The 20629-nt window shown below is 70.8% G+C and carries 21 protein-coding genes and 1 pseudogene; 16 read left to right on the plus strand and 6 right to left on the minus strand.

What is annotated here, in order from left to right; genetic code table 11:
- Together AC3A3H_RS12030 and AC3A3H_RS12035 are read left to right on the plus strand one after the other, a co-directional pair.
- A pseudogene (locus AC3A3H_RS12030) lies at window positions 1-154 on the plus strand (sugar phosphate isomerase/epimerase); the annotation flags it as partial.
- Window positions 154-1023, plus strand: a complete 870-nt coding sequence (locus AC3A3H_RS12035) for a ThuA domain-containing protein (protein ID WP_487614785.1) — start codon at window positions 154-156, stop codon at window positions 1021-1023. The pseudogene AC3A3H_RS12030 and the gene AC3A3H_RS12035, both read left to right, overlap by 1 nt.
- Before the next feature lie 34 nt (window positions 1024-1057).
- Here AC3A3H_RS12035 and AC3A3H_RS12040 read toward each other — a convergent pair whose 3' ends face one another.
- The 3 genes from AC3A3H_RS12040 to AC3A3H_RS12050 form a co-directional block, all read right to left on the minus strand.
- Complete coding sequence (locus AC3A3H_RS12040; RefSeq protein WP_487614786.1) at window positions 1058-2359, minus strand: restriction endonuclease subunit R; 1302 nt, start codon at window positions 2357-2359, stop codon at window positions 1058-1060.
- Between the two features lie 108 nt (window positions 2360-2467).
- Window positions 2468-3211, minus strand: a complete 744-nt coding sequence (locus AC3A3H_RS12045) for a hypothetical protein (RefSeq protein WP_487614787.1) — start codon at window positions 3209-3211, stop codon at window positions 2468-2470.
- Between the two features lie 57 nt (window positions 3212-3268).
- Window positions 3269-4534: an ROK family protein gene (locus AC3A3H_RS12050; protein WP_487614788.1), complete on the minus strand. Its 1266-nt coding sequence runs from the start codon at window positions 4532-4534 to the stop codon at window positions 3269-3271.
- Between the two features lie 226 nt (window positions 4535-4760).
- Between AC3A3H_RS12050 and AC3A3H_RS12055 the strand changes: the two genes are divergently transcribed.
- From AC3A3H_RS12055 to AC3A3H_RS12080, 6 genes are all read left to right on the plus strand, one after another.
- Window positions 4761-5780, plus strand: a complete 1020-nt coding sequence (locus AC3A3H_RS12055) for a VOC family protein (protein WP_487614789.1) — start codon at window positions 4761-4763, stop codon at window positions 5778-5780.
- A 2-nt stretch (window positions 5781-5782) separates the two neighbouring features.
- Entirely contained in the window at window positions 5783-6781 is a 999-nt protein-coding gene (locus tag AC3A3H_RS12060) for a cyclase family protein (RefSeq protein ID WP_487614790.1), read from the plus strand.
- A gap of 65 nt (window positions 6782-6846) precedes the next feature.
- The gene (locus AC3A3H_RS12065; protein WP_487614791.1) at window positions 6847-7980 is read left to right on the plus strand and encodes an FAD-dependent monooxygenase; all 1134 of its coding nucleotides are present in this window, start codon (window positions 6847-6849) and stop codon (window positions 7978-7980) included.
- The gene (locus tag AC3A3H_RS12070) at window positions 7977-8963 is read left to right on the plus strand and encodes a fumarylacetoacetate hydrolase family protein (RefSeq protein WP_487614792.1); all 987 of its coding nucleotides are present in this window, start codon (window positions 7977-7979) and stop codon (window positions 8961-8963) included. The genes AC3A3H_RS12065 and AC3A3H_RS12070 overlap by 4 nt, the downstream gene beginning before the upstream one ends.
- Complete coding sequence (locus AC3A3H_RS12075; RefSeq protein WP_487614793.1) at window positions 8960-9742, plus strand: SDR family NAD(P)-dependent oxidoreductase; 783 nt, start codon at window positions 8960-8962, stop codon at window positions 9740-9742. The genes AC3A3H_RS12070 and AC3A3H_RS12075 overlap by 4 nt, the downstream gene beginning before the upstream one ends.
- A gap of 21 nt (window positions 9743-9763) precedes the next feature.
- On the plus strand, window positions 9764-10909 hold the full coding sequence (locus AC3A3H_RS12080) for an alpha/beta hydrolase family protein (protein WP_487615069.1): 1146 nt from the start codon (window positions 9764-9766) through the stop codon (window positions 10907-10909).
- 16 nt (window positions 10910-10925) lie between these two features.
- On the opposite strand, the gene AC3A3H_RS12085 is transcribed toward AC3A3H_RS12080, so the two are convergent.
- A complete protein-coding gene (locus tag AC3A3H_RS12085) occupies window positions 10926-11420 on the minus strand; it encodes an RrF2 family transcriptional regulator (RefSeq protein ID WP_487614794.1) in 495 nt (164 codons plus the stop codon).
- A gap of 65 nt (window positions 11421-11485) precedes the next feature.
- Here AC3A3H_RS12085 and AC3A3H_RS12090 point away from each other — a divergent pair, with 65 nt between their 5' ends.
- Complete coding sequence (locus AC3A3H_RS12090) at window positions 11486-12748, plus strand: YbfB/YjiJ family MFS transporter (protein ID WP_487614795.1); 1263 nt, start codon at window positions 11486-11488, stop codon at window positions 12746-12748.
- Here AC3A3H_RS12090 and AC3A3H_RS12095 read toward each other — a convergent pair.
- The gene (locus AC3A3H_RS12095; RefSeq protein ID WP_487614796.1) at window positions 12733-13680 is read right to left on the minus strand and encodes a hypothetical protein; all 948 of its coding nucleotides are present in this window, start codon (window positions 13678-13680) and stop codon (window positions 12733-12735) included. The genes AC3A3H_RS12090 and AC3A3H_RS12095 overlap by 16 nt on opposite strands.
- Window positions 13681-13899: 219 nt before the next feature.
- On the minus strand, window positions 13900-14649 hold the full coding sequence (locus AC3A3H_RS12100) for a DeoR/GlpR family DNA-binding transcription regulator (RefSeq protein WP_487614797.1): 750 nt from the start codon (window positions 14647-14649) through the stop codon (window positions 13900-13902).
- A 195-nt stretch (window positions 14650-14844) separates the two neighbouring features.
- On the opposite strand from AC3A3H_RS12100, the gene AC3A3H_RS12105 reads away from it, so the two are divergent.
- The 7 genes from AC3A3H_RS12105 to AC3A3H_RS12135 are packed head-to-tail and all read left to right on the plus strand — an operon-like array spanning window position 14845 to window position 20544.
- Complete coding sequence (locus AC3A3H_RS12105) at window positions 14845-15999, plus strand: extracellular solute-binding protein (RefSeq protein WP_487614798.1); 1155 nt, start codon at window positions 14845-14847, stop codon at window positions 15997-15999.
- Window positions 15999-16946 (plus strand): ABC transporter permease, encoded by a 948-nt coding sequence (locus tag AC3A3H_RS12110; protein ID WP_487614799.1) that lies wholly within the window; start codon window positions 15999-16001, stop codon window positions 16944-16946. Before AC3A3H_RS12105 ends, AC3A3H_RS12110 begins: the two co-directional genes overlap by 1 nt.
- A complete protein-coding gene (locus tag AC3A3H_RS12115) occupies window positions 16946-17767 on the plus strand; it encodes an ABC transporter permease (RefSeq protein ID WP_487614800.1) in 822 nt (273 codons plus the stop codon). The genes AC3A3H_RS12110 and AC3A3H_RS12115 overlap by 1 nt, the downstream gene beginning before the upstream one ends.
- Window positions 17768-17778: 11 nt before the next feature.
- Complete coding sequence (locus AC3A3H_RS12120) at window positions 17779-18828, plus strand: ABC transporter ATP-binding protein (RefSeq protein ID WP_487614801.1); 1050 nt, start codon at window positions 17779-17781, stop codon at window positions 18826-18828.
- Window positions 18825-19541: a glycerophosphodiester phosphodiesterase gene (locus AC3A3H_RS12125; RefSeq protein WP_487614802.1), complete on the plus strand. Its 717-nt coding sequence runs from the start codon at window positions 18825-18827 to the stop codon at window positions 19539-19541. The genes AC3A3H_RS12120 and AC3A3H_RS12125 overlap by 4 nt, the downstream gene beginning before the upstream one ends.
- Window positions 19538-20347 carry an inositol monophosphatase family protein gene (locus AC3A3H_RS12130; protein ID WP_487614803.1) on the plus strand — a complete coding sequence of 270 codons (810 nt, stop codon included), beginning with the start codon at window positions 19538-19540 and terminating at the stop codon, window positions 20345-20347. The genes AC3A3H_RS12125 and AC3A3H_RS12130 overlap by 4 nt, the downstream gene beginning before the upstream one ends.
- 2 nt (window positions 20348-20349) lie before the next feature.
- Entirely contained in the window at window positions 20350-20544 is a 195-nt protein-coding gene (locus AC3A3H_RS12135) for an SDR family oxidoreductase (protein ID WP_487615070.1), read from the plus strand.
- Window positions 20545-20629: the final 85 nt, after the last annotated feature.

The following is a 20629-nucleotide window of genomic DNA, read 5'->3' on the forward strand; positions in this document are numbered from 1 at the left end:
CGGTTACACCGGCCCGACGTCGGTGGAGTGGGAGGACGCCGGCATGGACCGCCTCCAGGGCGCCCCGGAAGCCATCGCCTTCGTCCGCGAACTCAACGCCATCAACCCGCCCGCCGCCGCCTTCGACGCCGCCTTCTCCACGAAAGCCGACTGATGACCGATGTGTTGAACGCCCTCATCCTCTCGGGCCACATGACCCGCGAGCACGACAACGAGCACCGCAGCTTCCGGCAGCACAATGTCTGGCTCACGCAGCTGCTGGAGGACACCGGCCGCTTCCGCGTGCGCGTCGTCGAGGACCCGCGCGGCCTGGGCGCCGAGATCATCGGCAAGTACGACGTCGTGATCGTCGTCTTCGAGGGCCGCGACGGCTACCACGAGAAGGCGGTCGGCTTCGGCGCGGAGACCGACGAGGCGCTGCTGAGGTTCGTGCGCGACGACGGCAAGGGCGTCGTCTGGTTCCACGGGTCCGCCGCGCAGGAGGACGACTGGGGCTATCCCGACGAGTACAACGTCCTGCGCGGCTCGCGGCTCACCGTGGCCGGCGGCCTCCGACCCCGGCCGTGGGGCGAGGCGCAGCTCGACACGACGGAGCCGAGGCACGCGATCACCGACGGCATCAGTGCGCGCTGGACCGTCACCGGCGACGACATCCTCACCGGGGTCGAAATCCTCGACGGCGCCCGGGTGCTGCTCACGACCTACGACGACCTGGAGTCGTACGAGAAGGCGCCGGTCTGGCCGATGTCGCACTACCCGGTGGCCATCCCGGAGGAGGGGATCGCTGCCCTCCCCGGCATGAACACCGACCAGCCGATCGCCTGGATCAACGAGCACGGCGCAGGCCGCTCATTCACGATCACGATCGGCCACGACATCGACACGTTCCGCCGCATCGAGTTCATCCGGATGTTCCCGCGTGGCGTCGAGTGGGCCGCGACCGGGGAGGTCACGCTGAACGGCCCCGACCGCCGGGGCGAGCGCCGCTTCCTCCCCTGGCCCTACTACAACCACGAGGGCTGACCGCCCTCCCGCCCGCCCGCTCTCTCGCGTGCGTTCAGAGGGAGGTGCGGGCGAGCGCGAGGTGCGCGCGCGTCAGTTCCGCGGGGTCGGCGTCCAGCCACTCGTGCCCGCCCCACTCGCTGCAGAGCGTCCGCGAGAAGCCGGATCCGCGCAGGACCGCGCCGAGGTCGCGGAGCGGCTGCGAGACGCGGCCGTCGACGTCGTCCAGATCCCAGAACTTGAGGTGGAAGCGGCCCACCAGCGGGAGGATGCCGCGGAGCACCTCCACCGGCGAGCGGCCGAACCGCACGAGCAGGTCCATGTACAGGGCGTGCGCCGTCGCCGGCACGGCGCCCGAGCGCAGCTGGGCCACGACCGCGTCGAGCGTCTCCGGCTCCAGCCAGGCATCCGTCAGCCGCGCGAGCAGCGCGTCAGGGACGTTCGGGGCGAGCGCCGCGAGGTAGGTAACCGGCAGCGCGGGCATGAGCATGCTCGTGTCGACGAGCAGCCGGATGCGGGTATCGTCGAGGGCTGCGATGTCGTCGATCGCCCGCGCCGTGGACGGCGAATCGGGCGTCTGCTGTCCCTGCAGCTCCTCGTAGAGGGTCAGATCGAGGTCGTGCAGCACAGGCTGCAGCCTCCGCAGCAGCGCCCGTCCGGCCTGCCCGATCGGCAGCCGCACTCCCTCCGCGCCGAGCTCGTGCGCGGTGCGCAGCTGGGGGAGGAGGAACGCGAACCGCTCGTCGTCGTCGCGCCTCCGCGTCGGGCCGAGCCAGTCGTCGAGGCTCGCCCCGACCACGTCCACCCGGCCACCCGCCGCCGCGATCCGGTCGCGCAGCGCCACGGCCTCCGCGGCGGGCGTCGACGGGAACGACCGCCAGAGCTGCCCCGGTTCGACCTCCACGACGCGGGACACCCCCGAGGTGACGATGCCGACGACGATGTCAGCGCTGGATCGCTCGGCACGGATCACCTCCGGCGTCCAGTTGAAGGCACTGGCCGCGAGCGTCCACGGCGCCTCGGGCACCGCCTCCAGCCTCCGCTCGTCCGCGAAGTCGAGCACGAGCGGCGCATCCGGGCCGGCCGGGAGGTAGGGGATGAGCAGGCGGAACGACACCGCGACCGTGCGCGCTCCCGGGGCGAGCGGGCGTCGCGCGCGCAGCTCGATGCGATCCTGCACGAACCACCAGCCGTCGCCGCGCGGCACCTCGACGGCGCACTCCTCGCCGTCCACGTGGAGGCGCACCTCCGAGACGCTCGACAGCGGCAGCGACCGGATCCACGGCAGGCTCACGCGCACGACGAACCCGTCGGCGGTCGCGGTCAGGGCATCGTCGCTGAGGATCGGCAGGGCCATGGCACCCCTTCGTGTCGGCTTATGAACGTAAGCTACATGCTTATGTTTGAAACCGGAATAAGCCGAACTGAGGATGTGATGCCACACGGGTGGAGGACTGATCAGCGTCTACCGATAGGAGGTGCGGTCGATCGAGGCCTCGAAGCAACTCCGATCGAGGTCGGTGTTCCAGATCCGGCGCGGACTAGTAGGCCGCAAGGCGCCTCCTGACATGCTGTTCTCCTCCCGGAAACGTCGGTTGAACCAGGCGACCGTCTCCACCTTCGCATAACGGTCGGGCTCGGAGACGCGGAAGTCGAAGGCCTCATCCAGGGCCGGCACGAGGTCGGTGTCTCTGGAAGCAAGGATTGCGACGTCGATATCCGGCCGGGCGGCCTCACGCACGAGGGCTAGTGCGCACAGCACGTCGATACCCTTCTCCTTCGGGCGGCCGACGGGGATCTTCTTGCCGCTGATGTCGCGGATCGGCTCGCCGTTCGCGCCGAGCTGGTAGCTGTACTTCAGGTCCCGCAACTCGACGATCGCGCCATCCTTTTGCCACTGTGCGGCCTGGTCATTGCAGCGGCGGTGCTGCTCCCAGTGATGGTCGACGTTGTGGCGACCACGGAACACGATCGTGCGCGCGAGCACAGCATGCGCCATCCCCTCACGCTGACGTCGATTCCGCTCCACGATCGCTCGATCTGCGAACTTCACGGGGTGGATCAGCGATTCATGAAGCCCGCCACGCGGATCGAACACATCATGAGCCGTCATATGGACGTTCTGATAGTCGATCACGATCGACGCGCGCAGCACCGAGACCCCCCAGGTGAAAAAAATCCCCGCCAATCCGTAGACGGCGGGGAGCAACACAACCAATCTACTACATTTCAGCCCAGTCTGTGTGACTCCGATGCAGTCAGCCCGTCACGCCACCGCCTTGACCCCCTCGATCGTCGGCCGCCCGTTCGCGAACCAGCGCGGGAACGTCACCTCGAACAGTTCCTCGATCGCGAGTTCCGCGCCCCCGCGCAGCGGTTCCTTCTCGTCCCCGATCGATCGCACGATCGACAGGTCGCGCGTCGCGAGCGGGAGTGACAGCTCGTAGACGCGCTGACGCACCTCCGCGAGGAAGATCTCGCCCGACGCGGAGACCGCGCCGCCGACGACGATGACGCCCGGGTTGAACATGTTGACGAGCGCCGCGATCGACTCGCCGATCAGGCGTGCGGAGCGCTGCACCAGTGAGATCGCCAGCGCGTCGCCGTCCGTCGCTGCGATCGAGACCGCCTCCGGAGTGATCGGCTCGCCGCGCTCCGCGATGCCGGCGAGGATCCCGCCTGCGCCGCCCTCGAGTGCGCGTTCGGCGTCGCGCATGATCGCCCAGCCGGAGGCCTCCGCCTCCAGGCAGCCGACCTTGCCGCATCGGCAGACCTCGGTGGAGTCGCGCACGCGCACGTGCCCGATGTCGCCCGCCGCGCCGTTCGCGCCGCGGTGGATGCGGCCGTGCGAGACGAGGCCGGCGCCGATGCCGCTGCCGACCTTGCAGTAGATGAGGTCGACGTTGTCGTCGCGGCGGTGGCTGCGCTCGGTGAGGGCCAGGAGGTTGACGTCGTTGTCGACCCAGACCGGCGCCTCGAAGCGCTGCTCGAAGCGGCGGCGCACGTCGAAGCCGTTCCAGCCTGGCATGATGGGCGGCGCGACGGGCGAACCGGTCTCGAAGTCGACCGGGCCGGGCACGCCGACGGCGACCGCCCACACCGGCCGGTCGTCCTCGGCGGCGAGAAGCTCGTCGATCATCCCGAGCGCCGTGTCGATCGTCTCCGCTGGGCCGCGGCCGATGTCCCAGGGGCGGTGCGCCTCCGCAACGACCTCGCCGTCGAGGGAGGCCAGCCCGACGCGGATGTGGAGGGCGCCGAGCGCGCAGACGACGATCCGGCCCCTGTCCGAGCGGAAGCGGAGCGTGCGGGGCGCGCGGCCGCCCGACGACGGGCCGTACTCGCCGTCCTCCAGGAAGCCCATCTCGATCGCCGCGTCGACGCGCTGGGCGACGACGCCGCGGCCGAGCCCGGTCAGCCGGCCGATCTCGGGGCGGGTGTCGGCCTCCCCGGTGCGGACGAGGTTCACCACGCGCAGCAGACTCATGACTTCGTCCGTCTGCGCGCCGAATCGGAGTGCGGAATCCCTAGCCATGCTTGATTCTGACACAACCTCCGCGCACAACAGGGAGAACCAGGCCCTACTTGGGCACGCAGCTCCGACTCTTGCGCCGTTCCGGCACATAAGGGAGGCCGATGTCGACCTTGGAAATCAGTCTCATTGATCCCCGGCATAGCCGATACGCGGTTCCCTGATGTGGATGCGGCACCGAAAGTAGAGACCGGGCACTCACATTCCGCCCGTCTGGAAAGGATCAAGGATGATCAAGCTTCTCTCCCACCTGTCGTATGTGGAGATCACGTCCCCGGATGTCGAGGCGTCCGTGAAGTTCTACGAGGAACAGGTCGGACTGACCGTCGTCGACCGCATCGCCGGCTCGGTGTACCTCCGCTGCTGGGGCGACTACTACGCCTACTCGGTCGTCGTCTCGCCCGGCCCGGAGCCGACGCTGGCCACGATGGCCTGGCGCACCTCCAGCGCGGAGGCCCTCGAGGAGGCCGCCAAGCGCATCGAGGCCGCCGGCATCGAGGGCGAGTGGCTCGACGACGTGCACACGATCGGCCGCGCCTACCGCTTCACCGGTCCGTGGGGCCACTCGATGACCCTGCACTGGGACGTCACCCGCCACCAGGCGCCCGGCCACGTCGCGTCCATCTACCCGGACCGCCCCGAGAAGCGCAGCAAGGTCGCCGGCGCCCCGCGCCAGCTCGACCACGTCACGATCGCGACCAGCGACGTCGACGGCTTCGCGCAGTGGTACAACGACGTCCTGGGCTTCCGCATCATGGCCCGCACCGTGCTCGACGAGGCGCCCATCTCGATCTTCTCGGTGCTCACCACCAACGAGAAGTCCCACGACCTCGGCGTCGTCCTCGACGGCTCCACGCGCGCCGGCCGTGTCAACCACTACGCGTTCTGGGTCGACACCTACGAGGAGCTCCTCATCGCGGCCGACACCCTGATGGAGAACGGCGTGCCGATCGAGTACGGCCCATCCATCCACGGCATCGGCGAGCAGACGTTCCTCTACTATCGCGAGCCGTCCAGCCTCCGGATCGAGCTCAACACCGGCGGCTACCGCAACTACGTGCCCGACTGGCAGCCGAACACCTGGAAGCCGTCGCTGGGCTCGAGCAACTTCTACCGCAACGGCGCCATGCCGATGTCGATGACCGAGTCGTTCCCGGCCGCCGACGGCCCGAGCGCGACCGAGGAGGGAGTGCCCGACGAGATCAAGGAAGCGCTGCTCAACCCGTACGCCGTGCAGGGCCGCGGCTGACGATGGCCGCACCGAGCGAGGACCCGGCCGACCTGGACCGTCTGGACCCGGAGGCCGAGATCGCGGCGCGGGCGGAGGCGTACCGCAACTGGGGCCGCTGGGGTGAGGACGACGTGCTCGGCACGCTCAACCTCATCGACGCGGCCAAGCGGGCGGACGCCGCCACCCTCGTCCGCGAGGGCACGGCCATCTCCCTGGCGCAGTCGTTCGACATGAACGGTCCGCAGAAGGGCTGGCGCCGGCGCACCAATCCGGTGCACACGATGCTGGACACCGGGACGGACGCCGAGCGCGGCAACCAGGGCTTCCCGCACGGGCTCGGCGGCGCCGACGACGTGATTGCGATGCCGCTGCAGTGCTCGACGCAGTGGGACGGGCTGGGTCACATCTTCGACCACGGCTACGCCTGGAACGGCCGCCGGGCCGGGGACGTCGTCACGAGCGACGGCGACCTGGTGACGGGTATCGAGCACGCGGCCTCCGTCATCGTCTCGCGAGGGGTGCTGCTCGACCTCGGGCGGCACCTGCGTCCCGCTACGGGGGAGTTGGAGGACGGCTACGCGATCACCGCTGCCGACCTCCGCTCCTGCGTGGAGGCGCAGGGCGAGACGAGCGCGGTCGGCGACGGTGACATCGTCCTGGTGCGCACCGGCCAGCTCGCGCGCGTGCGCCGGGACGGCTGGGGCGAGTACGCGGGAGGCCCCGCCCCCGGTCTCTCGCTGACCACCGCCGGCTGGCTGCACGACACCGGGATCGCGGCGATCGCGACCGACACCTGGGGCTTCGAGGTGCGGCCGAACGAGTTCGACGTGCCGGCGTTCCAGCCCCTGCATCAGGTCGTCATCCCGAACCTCGGGCTCACCATCGGCGAGATGTGGGACCTGGAGGAGCTCGCGTCCGAGTGCGCGCGGCTCGGGAGATACGATTTCCTCCTCTCGGCTCCGCCGCTGCCCATCACGGCGGCCGTCGGGTCGCCGATCAACCCCATCGCACTGCTGTAGCGGCCTCGCCGCCCCGGTTTCGTTCACGAACGCGTGCGTACGCAGAAGAACAGAGAGGTTCTCACATGACCGCCGTCACGAAGGTCGCGATCGCCGGAAGCGGTGTCGCCGGTCTGGCCACCGCCATCCAGCTCGCCAAGGCGGGCGTCGACGTCGACGTCTTCGAGTCCAAGCCCGAGCTGAGCGCGCTCGGCTCGGGCATCACGCTGCAGGGCAACGCGCTGCGCGCGTTCGCCGCGCTCGGCGTGTGGGACGACGTGCAGCGGGAGGGCTACTTCTTCGAGGGGCTCACCCTGCGGGCGCCGGGGCCCGACGCCCCTGCCATCGCCGAGCTGCCCGAGGTGAAGACGGGCGGCCCCGATTTCCCGGCGACCGGCGGCATGTACCGGCCCGACCTCGCGCGCATCCTGCTCGCGCACGCCCAGGCGGCGGGGGCGAACGTCCGGTTCGGCGCGAAGGTCACCGGCGTGACCGAGACCGCAGACGGCGTGGCCGTGGAGGTCGACGGGTCGCCGGCGGGAACGTACGACCTCCTGGTCGGCGCCGACGGCCTCAACTCCGCCGTCCGCGAGCTGATCGGCATCGACACCAAGCCCGAGCCGACCGGCATGGGCATCTGGCGGTCGTTCGTCTCGCGCCCGGCCGCCGTCGAGCACAGCGAGCTGTACTACGGCGGCCCGGTCTACATCGCCGGCTACACCCCGACCGGCGAGGACACGATGTACGCCTACCTGGTCGAGCCGGCGCAGGACCGCACCGGGCTCAGCGACGAGGAGTCGGTCGCGATCATGCTGGAGGAGTCCGCGGCCTACGGCGGGCCGTGGAACGACATCCGTGCCGACCTCCAGGCCGGCGCCCACGTCAACTACACCTGGTTCACCCAGCACATCGTGCCCGCTCCGTGGAACCGCGGACGCTCCGTCGTGATCGGCGACGCGGCGCACTCCTGCCCGCCCACGATCGCGCAGGGCGCGGCGCAGGCGCTGGAGGACGCGGTGGTGCTGACCGAGCTGCTGATCGCCGCCGACACCGTGGACGACGCGCTCTGGGACGCCTTCCACGCCCGCCGCCTCCCGCGCGCGCAGGCCGTGGTGGAGGCCTCCGTGCAGCTGGGCCAGTGGCAGATCGACCACGATCGGGAGGCCGACGCCCCCGGGCTCATCTTCGGTATCGCGCACCGGATGGCGGAGCCCGCATGAGGATCGCCCGCTGGGCCGCAGAGGGCGGCGCGGCTGTCTCCGAGGGGTTCGTGATCGGGGATCGGGTGGTCCTGTTCCCGGACGGCCTCACCGTGGCCGAGGTCCTCGCGCGCGGGCTCGCAGAGACGCACGCGCTCTTCGCGGCGGTGCGGGAGGCCGACGGCCTCGCCCTCGCCGAGGTCCGGCTGCTCGCGCCGCTCGTGCCCGCGTCGATCCGCGACTTCGTCGCCTTCGAGGAGCACGTGGAGGGTGTGAGCGCTTCGGTCGACGGCAAGAGCGAGGTCGTGCCCGAGTGGTACGAGGCGCCGACGTTCTATTTCACCAACCCGCACACGGTGCTCGGGCCGGGGGAGCAGCTGCGGCCGCCGGTCAGCGCGCGGCTCGACTTCGAGCTGGAGGTCGCGGCCGTGATCGGCGGGACCGGCGGCGCGAACCTCACCGCCGACGACGCGGCCGGCGTCATCTTCGGGTACACGATCATGAACGACTGGTCGGCCCGCGACCTCCAGTCGCGCGAGATGAAGGTCCGCCTCGGCCCGGCCAAGGGCAAGGACTTCGGCACGAGCCTCGGGCCGTGGATCGTGACCGCCGACGAGCTCGAGCCGTACTTCGACGGCGACGGTTTCCTCGCCGTCCGGGCCGAGGTGTTCGTGAACGGCGATCGGATCGGGCACGACCTGGTGTCGAACATGGGCTGGCCGTTCCCGGAGCTGGTCGCCTACGCCTCGCGGAACTCGCGGGTCGTGCCGGGCGACGTGCTCGGCTCCGGGACGACCGGCAACGGCGGCTGCCTGGCGGAGCTGTGGGGCCGGCGCGGCGAGCTCACCCCGCCGCCGCTGACCGACGGCGACGTCGTGCGCATGGTGGTCGAGGGGATCGGCGAGCTGGTCGGCCCGGTCGGTGCCGCCGTCGCCGCGCCCGAGCCGCCTGCGGCGCGCGAGCGTTCGCGTGCCCGGAGCCGCGGGGAGCGGGTCGCAGGGTGACCGCACGGGACCTGCTGGCGGACCTCGACGGCACGACCGTCGTCGTCACCGGCGCCGCGCGTGGGCAAGGCGCCGCCGAGGCGCGGCTGCTCGCCGAGCTGGGCGCGCACGTCGTCGCGACCGACGTCGTCGATCCCGATGCTGCGCTGGGTGACGCCATCGCCTTCCGCCGCCTCGACGTGACCGACGAGGCGGCCTGGGCGCTCCTCGCCACCGACCTCGCGGAGACGCTGGGCGCGACCCCGCTCCGCGGCCTGATCAACAACGCCGGCATCACCCACCGCGCCGGGATCGGCGGCACCGAGCGCGCCGACTGGGATCGGGTCATCGCCGTCAACCTGACCGGCCCGATGCTCGGGATGCGCGCGCTGGCGCCGCTCATGGGCGCAGGCTCCTCAATCGTCAACGTCGGCTCGGTCGCGGGACTGACCGGCCACTACACGGCCGCGTACACGGCCTCCAAGTGGGGCCTGCGCGGGCTGTCCCGGGTCGCGGCGACCGAGTACGGGCCACGCGGCATCCGGGTGAACACCATCCATCCCGGTTTCATCGAGACCGACATGACCGCCGACGCCCCGACGGCGATGCGGGAGGCGCAGCTCGAGCTGACCCCGCTCGAACGGCTCGGCGAGGCCGCCGACGTCGCCGGCCTCGCCGCCTTCCTGCTCTCGGACGCGTCGGGCTACATCTCCGGCGCCGACCTCCCCGTCGACGGCGGTTTCGCCTCCTCGGCCGGGGCCAAACACCTGGCCGACCGCATCGCGGCTGCAACCTCGTAACGAAGGAGCCCTCCCGTGTTCATGTACTTCCCCACCAACTACGTGTGGAGCCTCGCGGTCGTCGCGACCCTCAACAACGGCGGCTACATCGACGAAGTCGACCGGGCGTGCAAGCCCGTGCTGCTCGCCTCGCAGAACGGCGACGACGCGGGCACCGCCGAGCTGTACGCCGCGTGGGAGGCCGTCGCCGACCGCCTCGTGGCCAAGGCGCGCGCGGACGAGGCGGCCGGACGCCGGATCGGCGCGGGGGAGACGTACTACCGGGCATCCCTCTACACCTCGCAGGCCGAGCGGCTGCAGTCGCCGCGGTGGGAAGGCCGCAACGCGGCGTACCAGAAGTCGATCGACCTGCTGCTGAAGCACGTGGAGCTCAGCGGGATCCCGCTGACGCGCGTGGAGGTGCCCTACGAAGGCTCCTCGCTCCCTGGCTACTTCTACCGGGCGCCGGGCGACGGCCCGCACCCCGTCATCATCCAATGGAACGGTCTCGACTCGACCAAGGAGATGATGTACTACTCCGGATTCCCGAAGATGCTGGCGGAGCGCGGCATCTCCACACTCATGATCGATACGCCCGGATCGGGGGAGGCCCTCCGCCTGCGCGGTCTGACCGCCCGCTACGACACCGAGGTCTGGGCCGCGGCGATCGTCGACTGGATCGAGGCGAACGCCGAGGAGCTCGGCGCCGACACCGCCCGGCTGGGCATCGTCGGCTGGTCGCTCGGCGGCTACTACGCCCCGCGGGCGGCCGCCTTCGAGAAGCGGCTCGCGCTCGCCGTGGCGTGGGGCGCGAACCACGACTGGGCGGCGGTGCAGGAGGCCAGGCGCAACCGGGAGGGCGAGAACCCGGTCCCGCACTACTGGGACCACGTGTTCTGGGTGTGGGGCGTGAACGACATGCACGAGTTCATCGAGAAGACCAGCCCGATGCACCTCAACGGCGTCGCCGAGCAGATCACCGTCCCGCTGCTCATCACGCACGGCGCCGGCGACCGGCAGATCCCGGTGCGCTACGCCCACGAGACGTACGACCAGGCGGTGAACAGCCCGCGCCGCGAGCTGCGGATCTTCGACGACCCGGAGGGCGGCACGGAGCACATCTCCATCGACAACATGCCGTACGTGGCGGGCATCATCGCCGACTGGGTGGCCGAGACCTTCCGGTAGCACCCGGAGTACGCGCTCAGACCCGCCCTCGCAGCTCGGGTCGCGCCCGGTCTCCCAGCCATTTCGCTGCGCGGCCTTCCGAGACCGGGAGCGCCGACTCGATGAGGTCGGCGAGCGACATCTTCGCGAGCTCGTTGCGCCACGCCACTTCGGCCGTGTGCATCAGCTTGGCGATCCCGCACGGTTGCGTGCACTGAGCCGGGTCCAGCCCGACCGGCCCGTTCTGCCGGATCTCGGTGCAGTGGAAGGTGCTCTGGCCGCCGACGGCGATGACGACGTCCAGTGCGTTGATGGCGGATGCGGGGCATGCGAGGCGGTACCCGCCGTTGACTCCCGGCACGGATGTCAGGATCCGCGCCGCGGTCAACCGCTTCAGCACCTTCGCGAGATACGGCTCGGGCAGGTCGAAGAACTCGGCGAACTCGCGCCGGCGGATCGCGGCGTCCCCATTGGTCTGCGCGAGCAGCCAGCAGCAGTGGAGGGCCCACTCGACGGTCTGCGGAAGTTGCATGGATCGATTATAGATGTACGATGTCCACGTTATTGTAGATAGTTCTTATCCAGAATGAGGAGATCGTGGCGTCGCACGCAGAAGGATCGGCAGCACTCGGGTGGAGCGTCGCCGCGCAGACCGGCGCCGCGTTGGCGGCGGCGATGGGGGTGGGGCGGTTCGTCTTCACGCCGATCCTGCCGATGATGGAACTGCACGCGGACCTCGCTCGCGCCGACGCCTCCGTGCTCGCCACCGCCAACTACCTCGGCTATCTCATCGGCGCGCTCGTCGGCATCGCCGTGCCGCGGGTCAGCCGGAGGCGTTCCGCGCTCAGGATCAGCGGAGTCGTCCTCGTCCTGACCCTGGTCGCGATGCCGCTGACCGATGACGTCACGGTGTGGGCTCTGATCCGAGGCGTCGCGGGGGTCGCCAGCGCGGTCGTCTTCATGGTCGCAGGCAACGCGATCCTCAGCGAGCTCGCGAGCGCTCGGCCCCACTACGTCGGCTGGGCGTACGGCGGAGTCGGAGCGGGAATCGCGGCCTCGGGGATCCTGACCGTCGTCATCGCCTCGGTGGGGGACTGGCAGGCCGCCTGGTGGTCCGCCGCCGCGCTGACCGCCCTCCTCCTTCTCGTCGGCTGGTGGGTCGGCGAGACGAACCGGACTGGCGTGTCGACCGACGCGGTTCGCCCGCAGGCGACGCCGGCTCCCCGGCACGGTCGCTGGTTCGCGGCGCTCGCGGCCGCCTACTTTCTGGAGGGCGCCGGCTACATCATCGCCGGCACCTTCCTCGTGGCGGCCGTCGCGGCGACCGGGCCCCGGTGGCTCTCGGGGAGCGTGTGGATCATCGTCGGTGCGGCGGCCGTCCCGTCCTGCGCGCTCTGGTCCTGGCTGAGCAGCCGGGTGTCGCGCCCGACGCTGATCGCCGGCGCGCTGATCCTGCAGGCGATCGGCATCGTCCTCCCGGCGCTCTCGTCGTCGCCGGCGGCAGCGGTCGTCTCCGCTGCGCTCTTCGGCGCCACCTTCGTCGGCATCACCACCCTGTCCCTGGCGACGGGACGTCACCTCGGCGTCCCACGCGCGGTGGCGATCCTCACGGCCGGCTACGGCGTCGGTCAGGTGGTCGGCCCGCTGATCGTCGCACCCACCCTGAGCAACGGCTATCACCTGGCTCTGGTCGTCGGCGCTGGTCTCGTCCTCGTCGCGGCGCTCGGGGCCGTGCTGCTGAGAGTGCGCTTCCCGCACTTCGATGAGGCCCACCACGGACACCGAAGCCCCGAGCGTCGTGTCGCGTCGGCCGCTCGAGCGAAGCCGGCTCCGCTGAGCAGTGTTCAGAGGCAGGGCTGAACGGTGAGGCTCCGAGGGTCCGGGCGGCGCAGACCGTCGATCTGCCGCACGAATCCCGCCGTCGTGGCCGACGCCTCAGCCGCGTCGACGACAGGTGCGAACGCCGTTCGCAGCGCACTGAGCTGATCAGGGGTCGCCCAGTCCAGTTCGACGCCGTGTTGGCACAGCAGCCGCACGTACCGGAGGTCCGCCTTCGCGAGCTCGCTCGTTCTCGCAATGGTGGTGTGGATGGCTTTCGTCAGCCAACCGCGCTGCTGCTTGGTGAGGAAGCGGTAGACGGCGGGGTTGATCAGCAGCGCGGACATCCGGGGCCAGAGGTTGACGTTGGCGGTGACGTAGCCGATGCGGGAGGTGTCGTCGGCGGCGTAGGAGAGCGAGAGCTCCGTGCCGTCGAGCCGGTGCTGGGTGAGGCCATCGTCGCGCTCACCCGCCTCGCCGCCCTCGATCGGAATCGCGTCGAGCGCCGCCAGGGAGTGCGCAGCCGAACCGCCGGGGAACAGGAAGATCGCCTTCCCCCTCCAGTCGTCGACGGCGACCAACGGAGACGAGGCGGCCAGGGGCTTGCGGAGGAACCCGGGCATGACCGCCAGACCCTTCACCGCGAACTTCGAGAGGCCCTTCATCATCTGTGCGGGCAGGGCGCTGCTCGCGATCGCCTGCTGGGTGGCGTAGCTGTCGACGTGCATCGGCAAGGTCAGGGCCGTGAAGTCGTCGTCTCCGATGGTCTGGAACACCCGCGTCCCCACCCAGCCGAGGGCGGAGGTGCCGTCGGCGACGGTCAAGATCAGACCGCGCTCCATTTGGCTCTGGTCCTCCCCGCAACAGGAGAGGCGCCGGTTGATCACGAGCAGTCCGTGGGAGACCCTCGCCACCTCGTCGGCGAACCAGGTCGCGCTCGGATCGCCGGTCGTGAACCCGTCGACGTGCGCCATCTCGAGCACCGTAGGCGTCGGTTTGGGCTTGGGAGGGGTGAACATCGTGCAGCCCGCCAGCAGAAGCGCGCAGACGGCGCTGAGAGCAAGTGGGATCCGAAACCGCTTCGTGGGAGTCGAGCGCACCATGAGCACCTCGATCGATCGACTACGCCGAAACGGTAGCGCCACGGGGGCGCCGCGGCAACGGCGCGGCTTCGAAGGGTCAGTCAGCCCACGTCACGCGTACAGCACCTCCACCCCCCGCCGCCGGGCCACCTCCACGGGCGCCCGCGGGGCGTCCGCGGTCGTGACGATCGTGTCGAAGTCCTGGAGGGACGCGATGCGGAAGGGGCCCTCTCCCGGGAACTTGAGGGAGGTCACGACGAGGATGCTGCGGTCGGCGGCGCGGCTCATGCGGTGCTTGATCGTCGCCTCCTGGTTGAGGTCGGTGACCACTGCTCCGTCCGGGCGCACTCCGCCGCTGCTGATCACGGCCACGTCCGCGTGGATCAGGTCGAGCATCTGCTCGGTGAGCGGGCCCGACACCGTCCCCGGCTTCGAGCCGACGGTGCCGCCGAGAAGGATGAGGGTGCAGGCGGGGTTGTCGCCGAGCACCCGCAGGATCCACAGGTTGTTGGTCACCAGGGTCACCGGCCGGTCGCGCAGGTGGCGGGCGATCGCCAGCGTCGTGTGGCCGATGTCGAGCAGCACGACGTCGCCGTCCCGGATGAGCCCGGCCGCGACGGCGGCGATCGCGCGTTTCTCGGCGGCGTCGGCGTCGGGGTCCTCCAGCTCGTCGGCCCCGGTCTCCGGCAGGGTGGCGCCGCCGTGCACTCGGCGCAGGACGCCGGTGAGCTCGAGGCGCTCCAGGTCGCGGCGGATGGTGGTGCCGCTGACCGCGAGCACGCGGGAGAGCTCCTCGACGGTGGCGCTGCCGGCCGTCCGGACGCGTTCGACGATGGCTGCTTCGCGCTGCTGGGTCAGCATGGACGTCCCTTCTCGACGTGAACACTCACAGACTCTCGGTGCTCATAATCGCTCATATGAACGCCAATTGAACAGCAAGGGACGCTCATTTGAAACCTTCGGCCGGAGTATCGCCAGAAACGTGCAGCGCGGTTAGCGTGAGATCGCTCGCCGATCGGCGGGCGCCACCCCACCCCCGACTACTGGAGCCTCCACGTGAAAACCTCCCGTCTGCTCGCCACGCTCGCGGCTGTCACGGCCGCCGGGCTCGCTCTCGCCGGCTGCGCGCAGAGCAGCTCTGCCGCCTCCTCCACCGACTCCGCCGCCGGCAAGAAGCTGACCGTCTTCGTCAGCGCCGACACCAACATCCAGGACCTCTGGCAGAAGACGCTGATCCCGGCGTTCGAGAAGGCCGACCCGGGCTACACCGTCTCGGTCGACTTCGACCTGCACGGCCTGCACGACCAGCAGACCGTCGCGAAGCTCACGGCCGCCACCCTGCAGAAGAAGGACCCGGGCTACGACCTGGTCGACGCCGGCTTCGTGTCGCAGGTCGCCGCCTCCGGCCTCCTCGTCCCGGTCTCGGGCAGCACGGTGCCCGGCCTGAAGGACGTCCCCGCCGACCTGGTCACCGCCGGCGGCAAGGGCGGCATCCCCTACCGCGGCTCCAGCGTCGTGCTCGCCTACGACACCAAGACCGTGTCCACCCCGCCGAAGACGCTCGACGACCTGCTCGCGTGGATCAAGGCCAACCCCGGCAAGTTCACCTACAACTCCCCGGACACGGGCGGAAGCGGCCAGGCGTTCGTCACCACGGTGCTCGACCAGAACGTCTCCGACGCCGACCGCACGAAGCTGGTCACGGGCACCGACCCGACCGTCGAGTCCAGCTGGGACAAGGGCTTCACCACCCTCGCCGGCCTCAACCCGTACGTGTACCAGAACGGCGTCTACCCGAACGGCAACAACCAGGTGCTCGACCTGCTCTCCAGCGGGCAGATCTCGATGGCCCCGGTCTGGAGCGACCAGTTCGTCACCGGCAAGAAGAACGGGCAGATCCCCGCGAACATCGCCTACACCCAGATCACGGACCCGTCGCTGACCGGAGGCGCGAGCTACCTCGGCATCCCGTCCGCGTCGCCGCGCAAGGCCGGCGCCGAGAAGCTGGTGTCCTGGCTGCTCACCCCCGCCGCGCAGTCGCTCATCGCTGACAGCATCTCCGGCTACCCGGTGATCGCCCTCGACAAGCTGCCGTCGTCGGTGCAGACCACGTTCGCCGACGCCGACATCGCCCACCTGCGCCCCGCGTACTACGCCACGGTCTCGGCCGACCTGAACAAGGCGTGGGCCCAGAAGGTGCCCGGCAAGTAATGGTCACCGCCACCGCCACCACGGCGGCGACCACCACGGACCGCCCCGCCCGCGCGGCGCGGCGGTCCGCGGTGGCGGGCTTCCTGCTCGCCGTCCCGCCGGTGGTCGTCGTCGCGCTCTTCGTCGGCGTGCCCGTGGTGCTCGCCCTCGCCTTCAGCGTCGGCTTCACCGGAGGCCTCAACTCGGTCATCGCGGCGATCGGCCAGAACGTCCACCACGCCGACGGCGCACTGCCGACCTTCGCCGCCTATGGCGACGTGTTCACCAGCGACGGCTTCTGGCAGGACTTCGGCCTCACGCTCGGCGTCACCGTCGCCGGCACCGCCATCGTGATCGTCCTGGCCGGAGGCATCGGGCTGTACCTGCGCCTGCACGGCGGTCTCCTGGCCCGCCTGCTCGCGGCCGTCGCGATCGTGCCCCTGTTCATCCCGGTCGTCATCGCCTCCTGGGCGATCCTGACGTTCTACGCCGCCGACGGGTTCCTGCGCAGCCTGCTCGCGCAGTTCGGGATCGACGGCCCGGTGTGGTCGTACAGCGCCGTCGCGATCGTGATCGGCTCGGCCTGGACCTCGCTGCCGTTCGCGGTGCTCATGGTCGCGTCCGGTCTGCAGTCGGTCCCCGACGCCCTGATCGAGGCGGCCAGGGACGCCGGCGCGGGCACGCTGCGCATCGTGCGCACGATCCTGCTCCCGTTGAGCGCCGTCCCGATCGTCATCGCCGCGACCTTCACCGCGATCGGCGTGATCGGCTCGTACACGGTGCCGTACTTCACCGGCCCGAACGCGCCGACCATGCTCGGCGTCGCGCTGACGAGCTACTTCACGGCGTACAACCAGCCGCAGCAGTCCCTGGTGATCGCCTTCGTCGTCTTCCTCGCCGCCGCCGGGATCGGCGCCCTGTATGTGTGGGCGAACTTCCGCAGCGCCCGGAGCGAGGGGCGGATCTGATGCCGCGCCCCGTCTCCACCGCACTGCGCACCACGGCCGCCGTCGTCTTCGCGATCGTGCTGCTCGGCTTCGTGCTCGGTCCGCTCGTCTGGCTCGGCGCGCACGCCTTCGCCGGCAGCTGGACCTATCCGAACCTCCTGCCCGACTCGTGGACGCTGCGCTGGTGGCAGACGGTGTTCACCGACCCCGGCCTGGCATCCTCCATCGGCAACTCGCTGCTGATCACCCCGATCGTGGTGGTCGTCTCGGCGATCGTCTGCCTGCCGGCGGCGTATGCGTTCGCCCGGTTCGAGTTCCCCGGACGGAAGCTGTTCCTGATCGGGCTGTTCGCGACGAACGCCTTCCCCCGGATGGGCCTGTTCGCCACCCTCGCGTCGCTGTACTACGCGCTCGGGCTGATGAACACGATCGCCGGCATCGTCATCGTCCAGCTGCTCGGCACCATCGTCTTCATGACCTGGATCCCCGCCGCGGCGTTCTCCGCGGTGCCGAGGTCGCTCGAGGAGGCGGCCCGCGACGCCGGCGCCTCCCGGCTGCGCGTCTTCTTCACGGTGACGCTCCGGATGGCGCTGCCCGGCATCCTCGTCGGCGCGGTGATGGCCTTCCTCGCGGCGTTCGACGAGGCCCAGGGCACCTACCTCGTCGGTGCGCCGGACATCCTCACCATGCCGACCGAGATGTACACGCTCGTGCTCAACTTCCCCAAGCAGGTCGCCGCGGTGTTCTCGATCCTGCTCGCCATCCCCTCGGTGGTGCTGCTGCTCGCCGTGCGCAAGCACGTCATGGGCGGGCAGCTGGCCGAGGGCTTCCAGCTCAAATGAAGGGCCCAGACATGTCCTCCCACACCGAAGATTCAGCCGGATCCGGCGACGGCCTGCGGCTCACCGCCCTCGGCAAGACCCTCGGCGGCCGCACGATCATCGACGACCTCGACCTGGTCGTCCGGCGCGGCGAGCTCGTCTCGCTGCTCGGCCCCTCCGGCTGCGGCAAGACGACGACCCTGCGGATGATCGCCGGCTTCCTCGCCCCCGACCGGGGCCGCATCGCGATGGCCGGCCGTGACGTGACCAAGCTCGGCCCGCAGAAGCGGCCCAGCGCGATGGTGTTCCAGAACTACGCGCTCTGGCCGCACATGACCGTCGCCCGCAATGTCGCGTATCCGCTCCGCCTGCGCCGCCTGCCGCGGGCGGAGGTCGACGAGCGCGTGGAGCGGATGCTCGCCCTGGTCAACCTGCTCCATCACAAGGACTCCCGGCCGCCGCGGATCTCCGGCGGCGAGCAGCAGCGCGTCGCGCTCGCCCGCGCCCTGGTGCAGGAGCCCGACGTGCTCCTCCTCGACGAGCCGCTCAGCAACCTCGACGCCAAGCTGCGCGTGCGGGTGAGGGAGGACATCCGCGACCTCCAGCAGCGCCTCGGCATCACCACCGTGATCGTCACACACGACCAGGAGGAGGCGCTCTCGATCTCCGACCGCGTCGCGGTCATGAACGCCGGCCGCATCGAGCAGTTCAGCACGCCGGCGGAGCTGTACGCGCGTCCGGAGACCGAGTTCGTCGCCACGTTCATCGGCTCGCTCAACCGCTTCGACGGGTCGTTCGAGAACGGCAGGATCACGCAGGGCCCCGACGTGGTCGGGGTCCGCCCCGAGGACGTCCGGTTCGGCTCGGAGCCGATGCCCGGCGCTCTTCGCGCGGTGGTCGAGCGCGTCGTGCCGCACGGGCACTTCCACGAGGTGCGGCTGCGTCGCGACGACGTGACCCTCTCGGCGTACGTCTCGGGGCCGCCGCCCGCGATCGGCCACGTCGGCTACGCGGCCATCGACTCCGCCCTGGTCTACCGCGACGGCCGCCTGGTCGCCCGCACCGAGGCGGTGGCCGCATGACCGCGCGCGTCTCGGCCCATCGCGGCGACTCCTCCGTTTTCCGGGAGAACACGCTCCCCGCCGTGCGCTCCGCCATCGCCAAGGGGGCGGAGGTCGTGGAGATCGACGTGCGCCTGACCGCCGACGGCGACGTGGTCGTGCTGCACGACCCGACGCTCGAGCGGCTGTGGAACGACCCGCGCCCGATCGACACGGTCTCCACGGCCGAGGTGCTCGCGCTCGGCGCCGAGGACGATCGGCCTCCGCTGCTCGCGGAGGTGCTCGTGCTGTTCGTCGGCTCGGCGAGCCGGCTGGTCGTCGACATGGACGAGCAGCGTCCCGCCGCGCAGGCCCATGCCGTCGTCGCGCACTCCGGCGTGACCGTCGACTGGTGCGGCGACCTGGGGGCGATGCGGATCCTGCGCGCGCTCGACCCCGCGGCCCGGCTCTGGCTGCCCTGGCGGTGGCTGCACGTCCCCTCCGCCGACACGCTGGCCGAGCTGTCCCCGGTGACGGTGAACGTGCCGTTCCCGATCGTGGACGAGGCCTTCGTGCGCGGCGTGCACGACCTCGGGCTCCCGGTCACTGCGTGGACCGTGGACGAACCGGACGACCTGGCCCGCGCGCTCGCGCTGGGCGTCGACACCATCACGACGAACCGGCTGGACCGGCTGCAGGCGATGCGCGACGCGTGGCCCGCGGCGGCGCTCCCGGTCGAGGAGGTGGCCCGATGAGCCCGGAGCTGAGCGTGGCGGACGTGGCCGCGGCGCACGCCCTGGCGCTGGATCTGGGCGCCTGGGCGGCCGAGCGGATCCGGTCATACCAGGTCACCGACGTCGCGACCAAGGCGAACCCGGCCGATCTCGTCACCGAGCTGGACCGCTCCATCGAGCGGCACGTGCGCGACACCGTGCGACTGCGCTTCCCGGACCACGCGTTCGTCGGCGAGGAGTACGGCGGCCAGTCCGCGCCCGGGCGGCCGACCTGGTACCTCGACCCGGTGGACGGCACGACGAACCTCGCCAACGGCATCCCCTGGGTCGCGTTCTCGCTCGCGCTCGCCGTGGACGACGAACCGCTCGTCGGCGTCGTGGCGGACCCGTGGAACCACGCCGTGTTCGACGCCGTGGCCGGGAGCGGCGCCCGCCGCGACGGGATGCCGTTCACGATCCCGGCCCGCCCCGCGCTGACGGGCGGTGTGGTCGGAAGCGAGCTCGCCGGACACGAGGCCTGGAGCGGCATGCCCGAGCTCGCCCGGGCGCTCGCCTCCCGATTCTGCACCCTGCGCATCATGGGCTCCGGCACGCTCACGCTGCTCGGGCCGGCGGCCGGGCGCGGAGCGGGCGCGGTCATCCACCGGTTCAGCGCGGTCGACCATCTCGCGGCCTGCCTGATCGCGAGCGAGGCCGGCGCGAACGTGCTGGGGGAGGACGGGAGACCGACCCTGTTCCCACGGGCGGGCGGCATCCTGGTCGCTGCTCCGGAGGTCGGCGCCGAGCTGTCGGAGCTCTGGGACGAGTCGCTCGCGCTCCAGCGTTGACGGTGCTGACCGATGGCGCCTCGGTGATCGTCACCGTGGGAATCGGAGCGACCCGCAGCCTGCCCGAGGACGTCGCGGGAACCGTCGCGTTCCTAGCCTCCGACGACGCCGCCTACATCACTGGGCAGGAGATCTTGGTCGCCGGGGGCGCCGCACTGGCCTTGAGGGCTACCCGTGCCTGCCCCACCACCAGCTGAGGTCGGTGGCGCGGCGCGGTTCCTGGGGATCGCCGGGTCGGCGGGGATGGTCCGGGGCGGGCTCGGCGTGCCCGCAGTCGGCACA

The sequence above is a fragment of the Leifsonia sp. Soil_N53 genome, assembly GCF_057655165.1.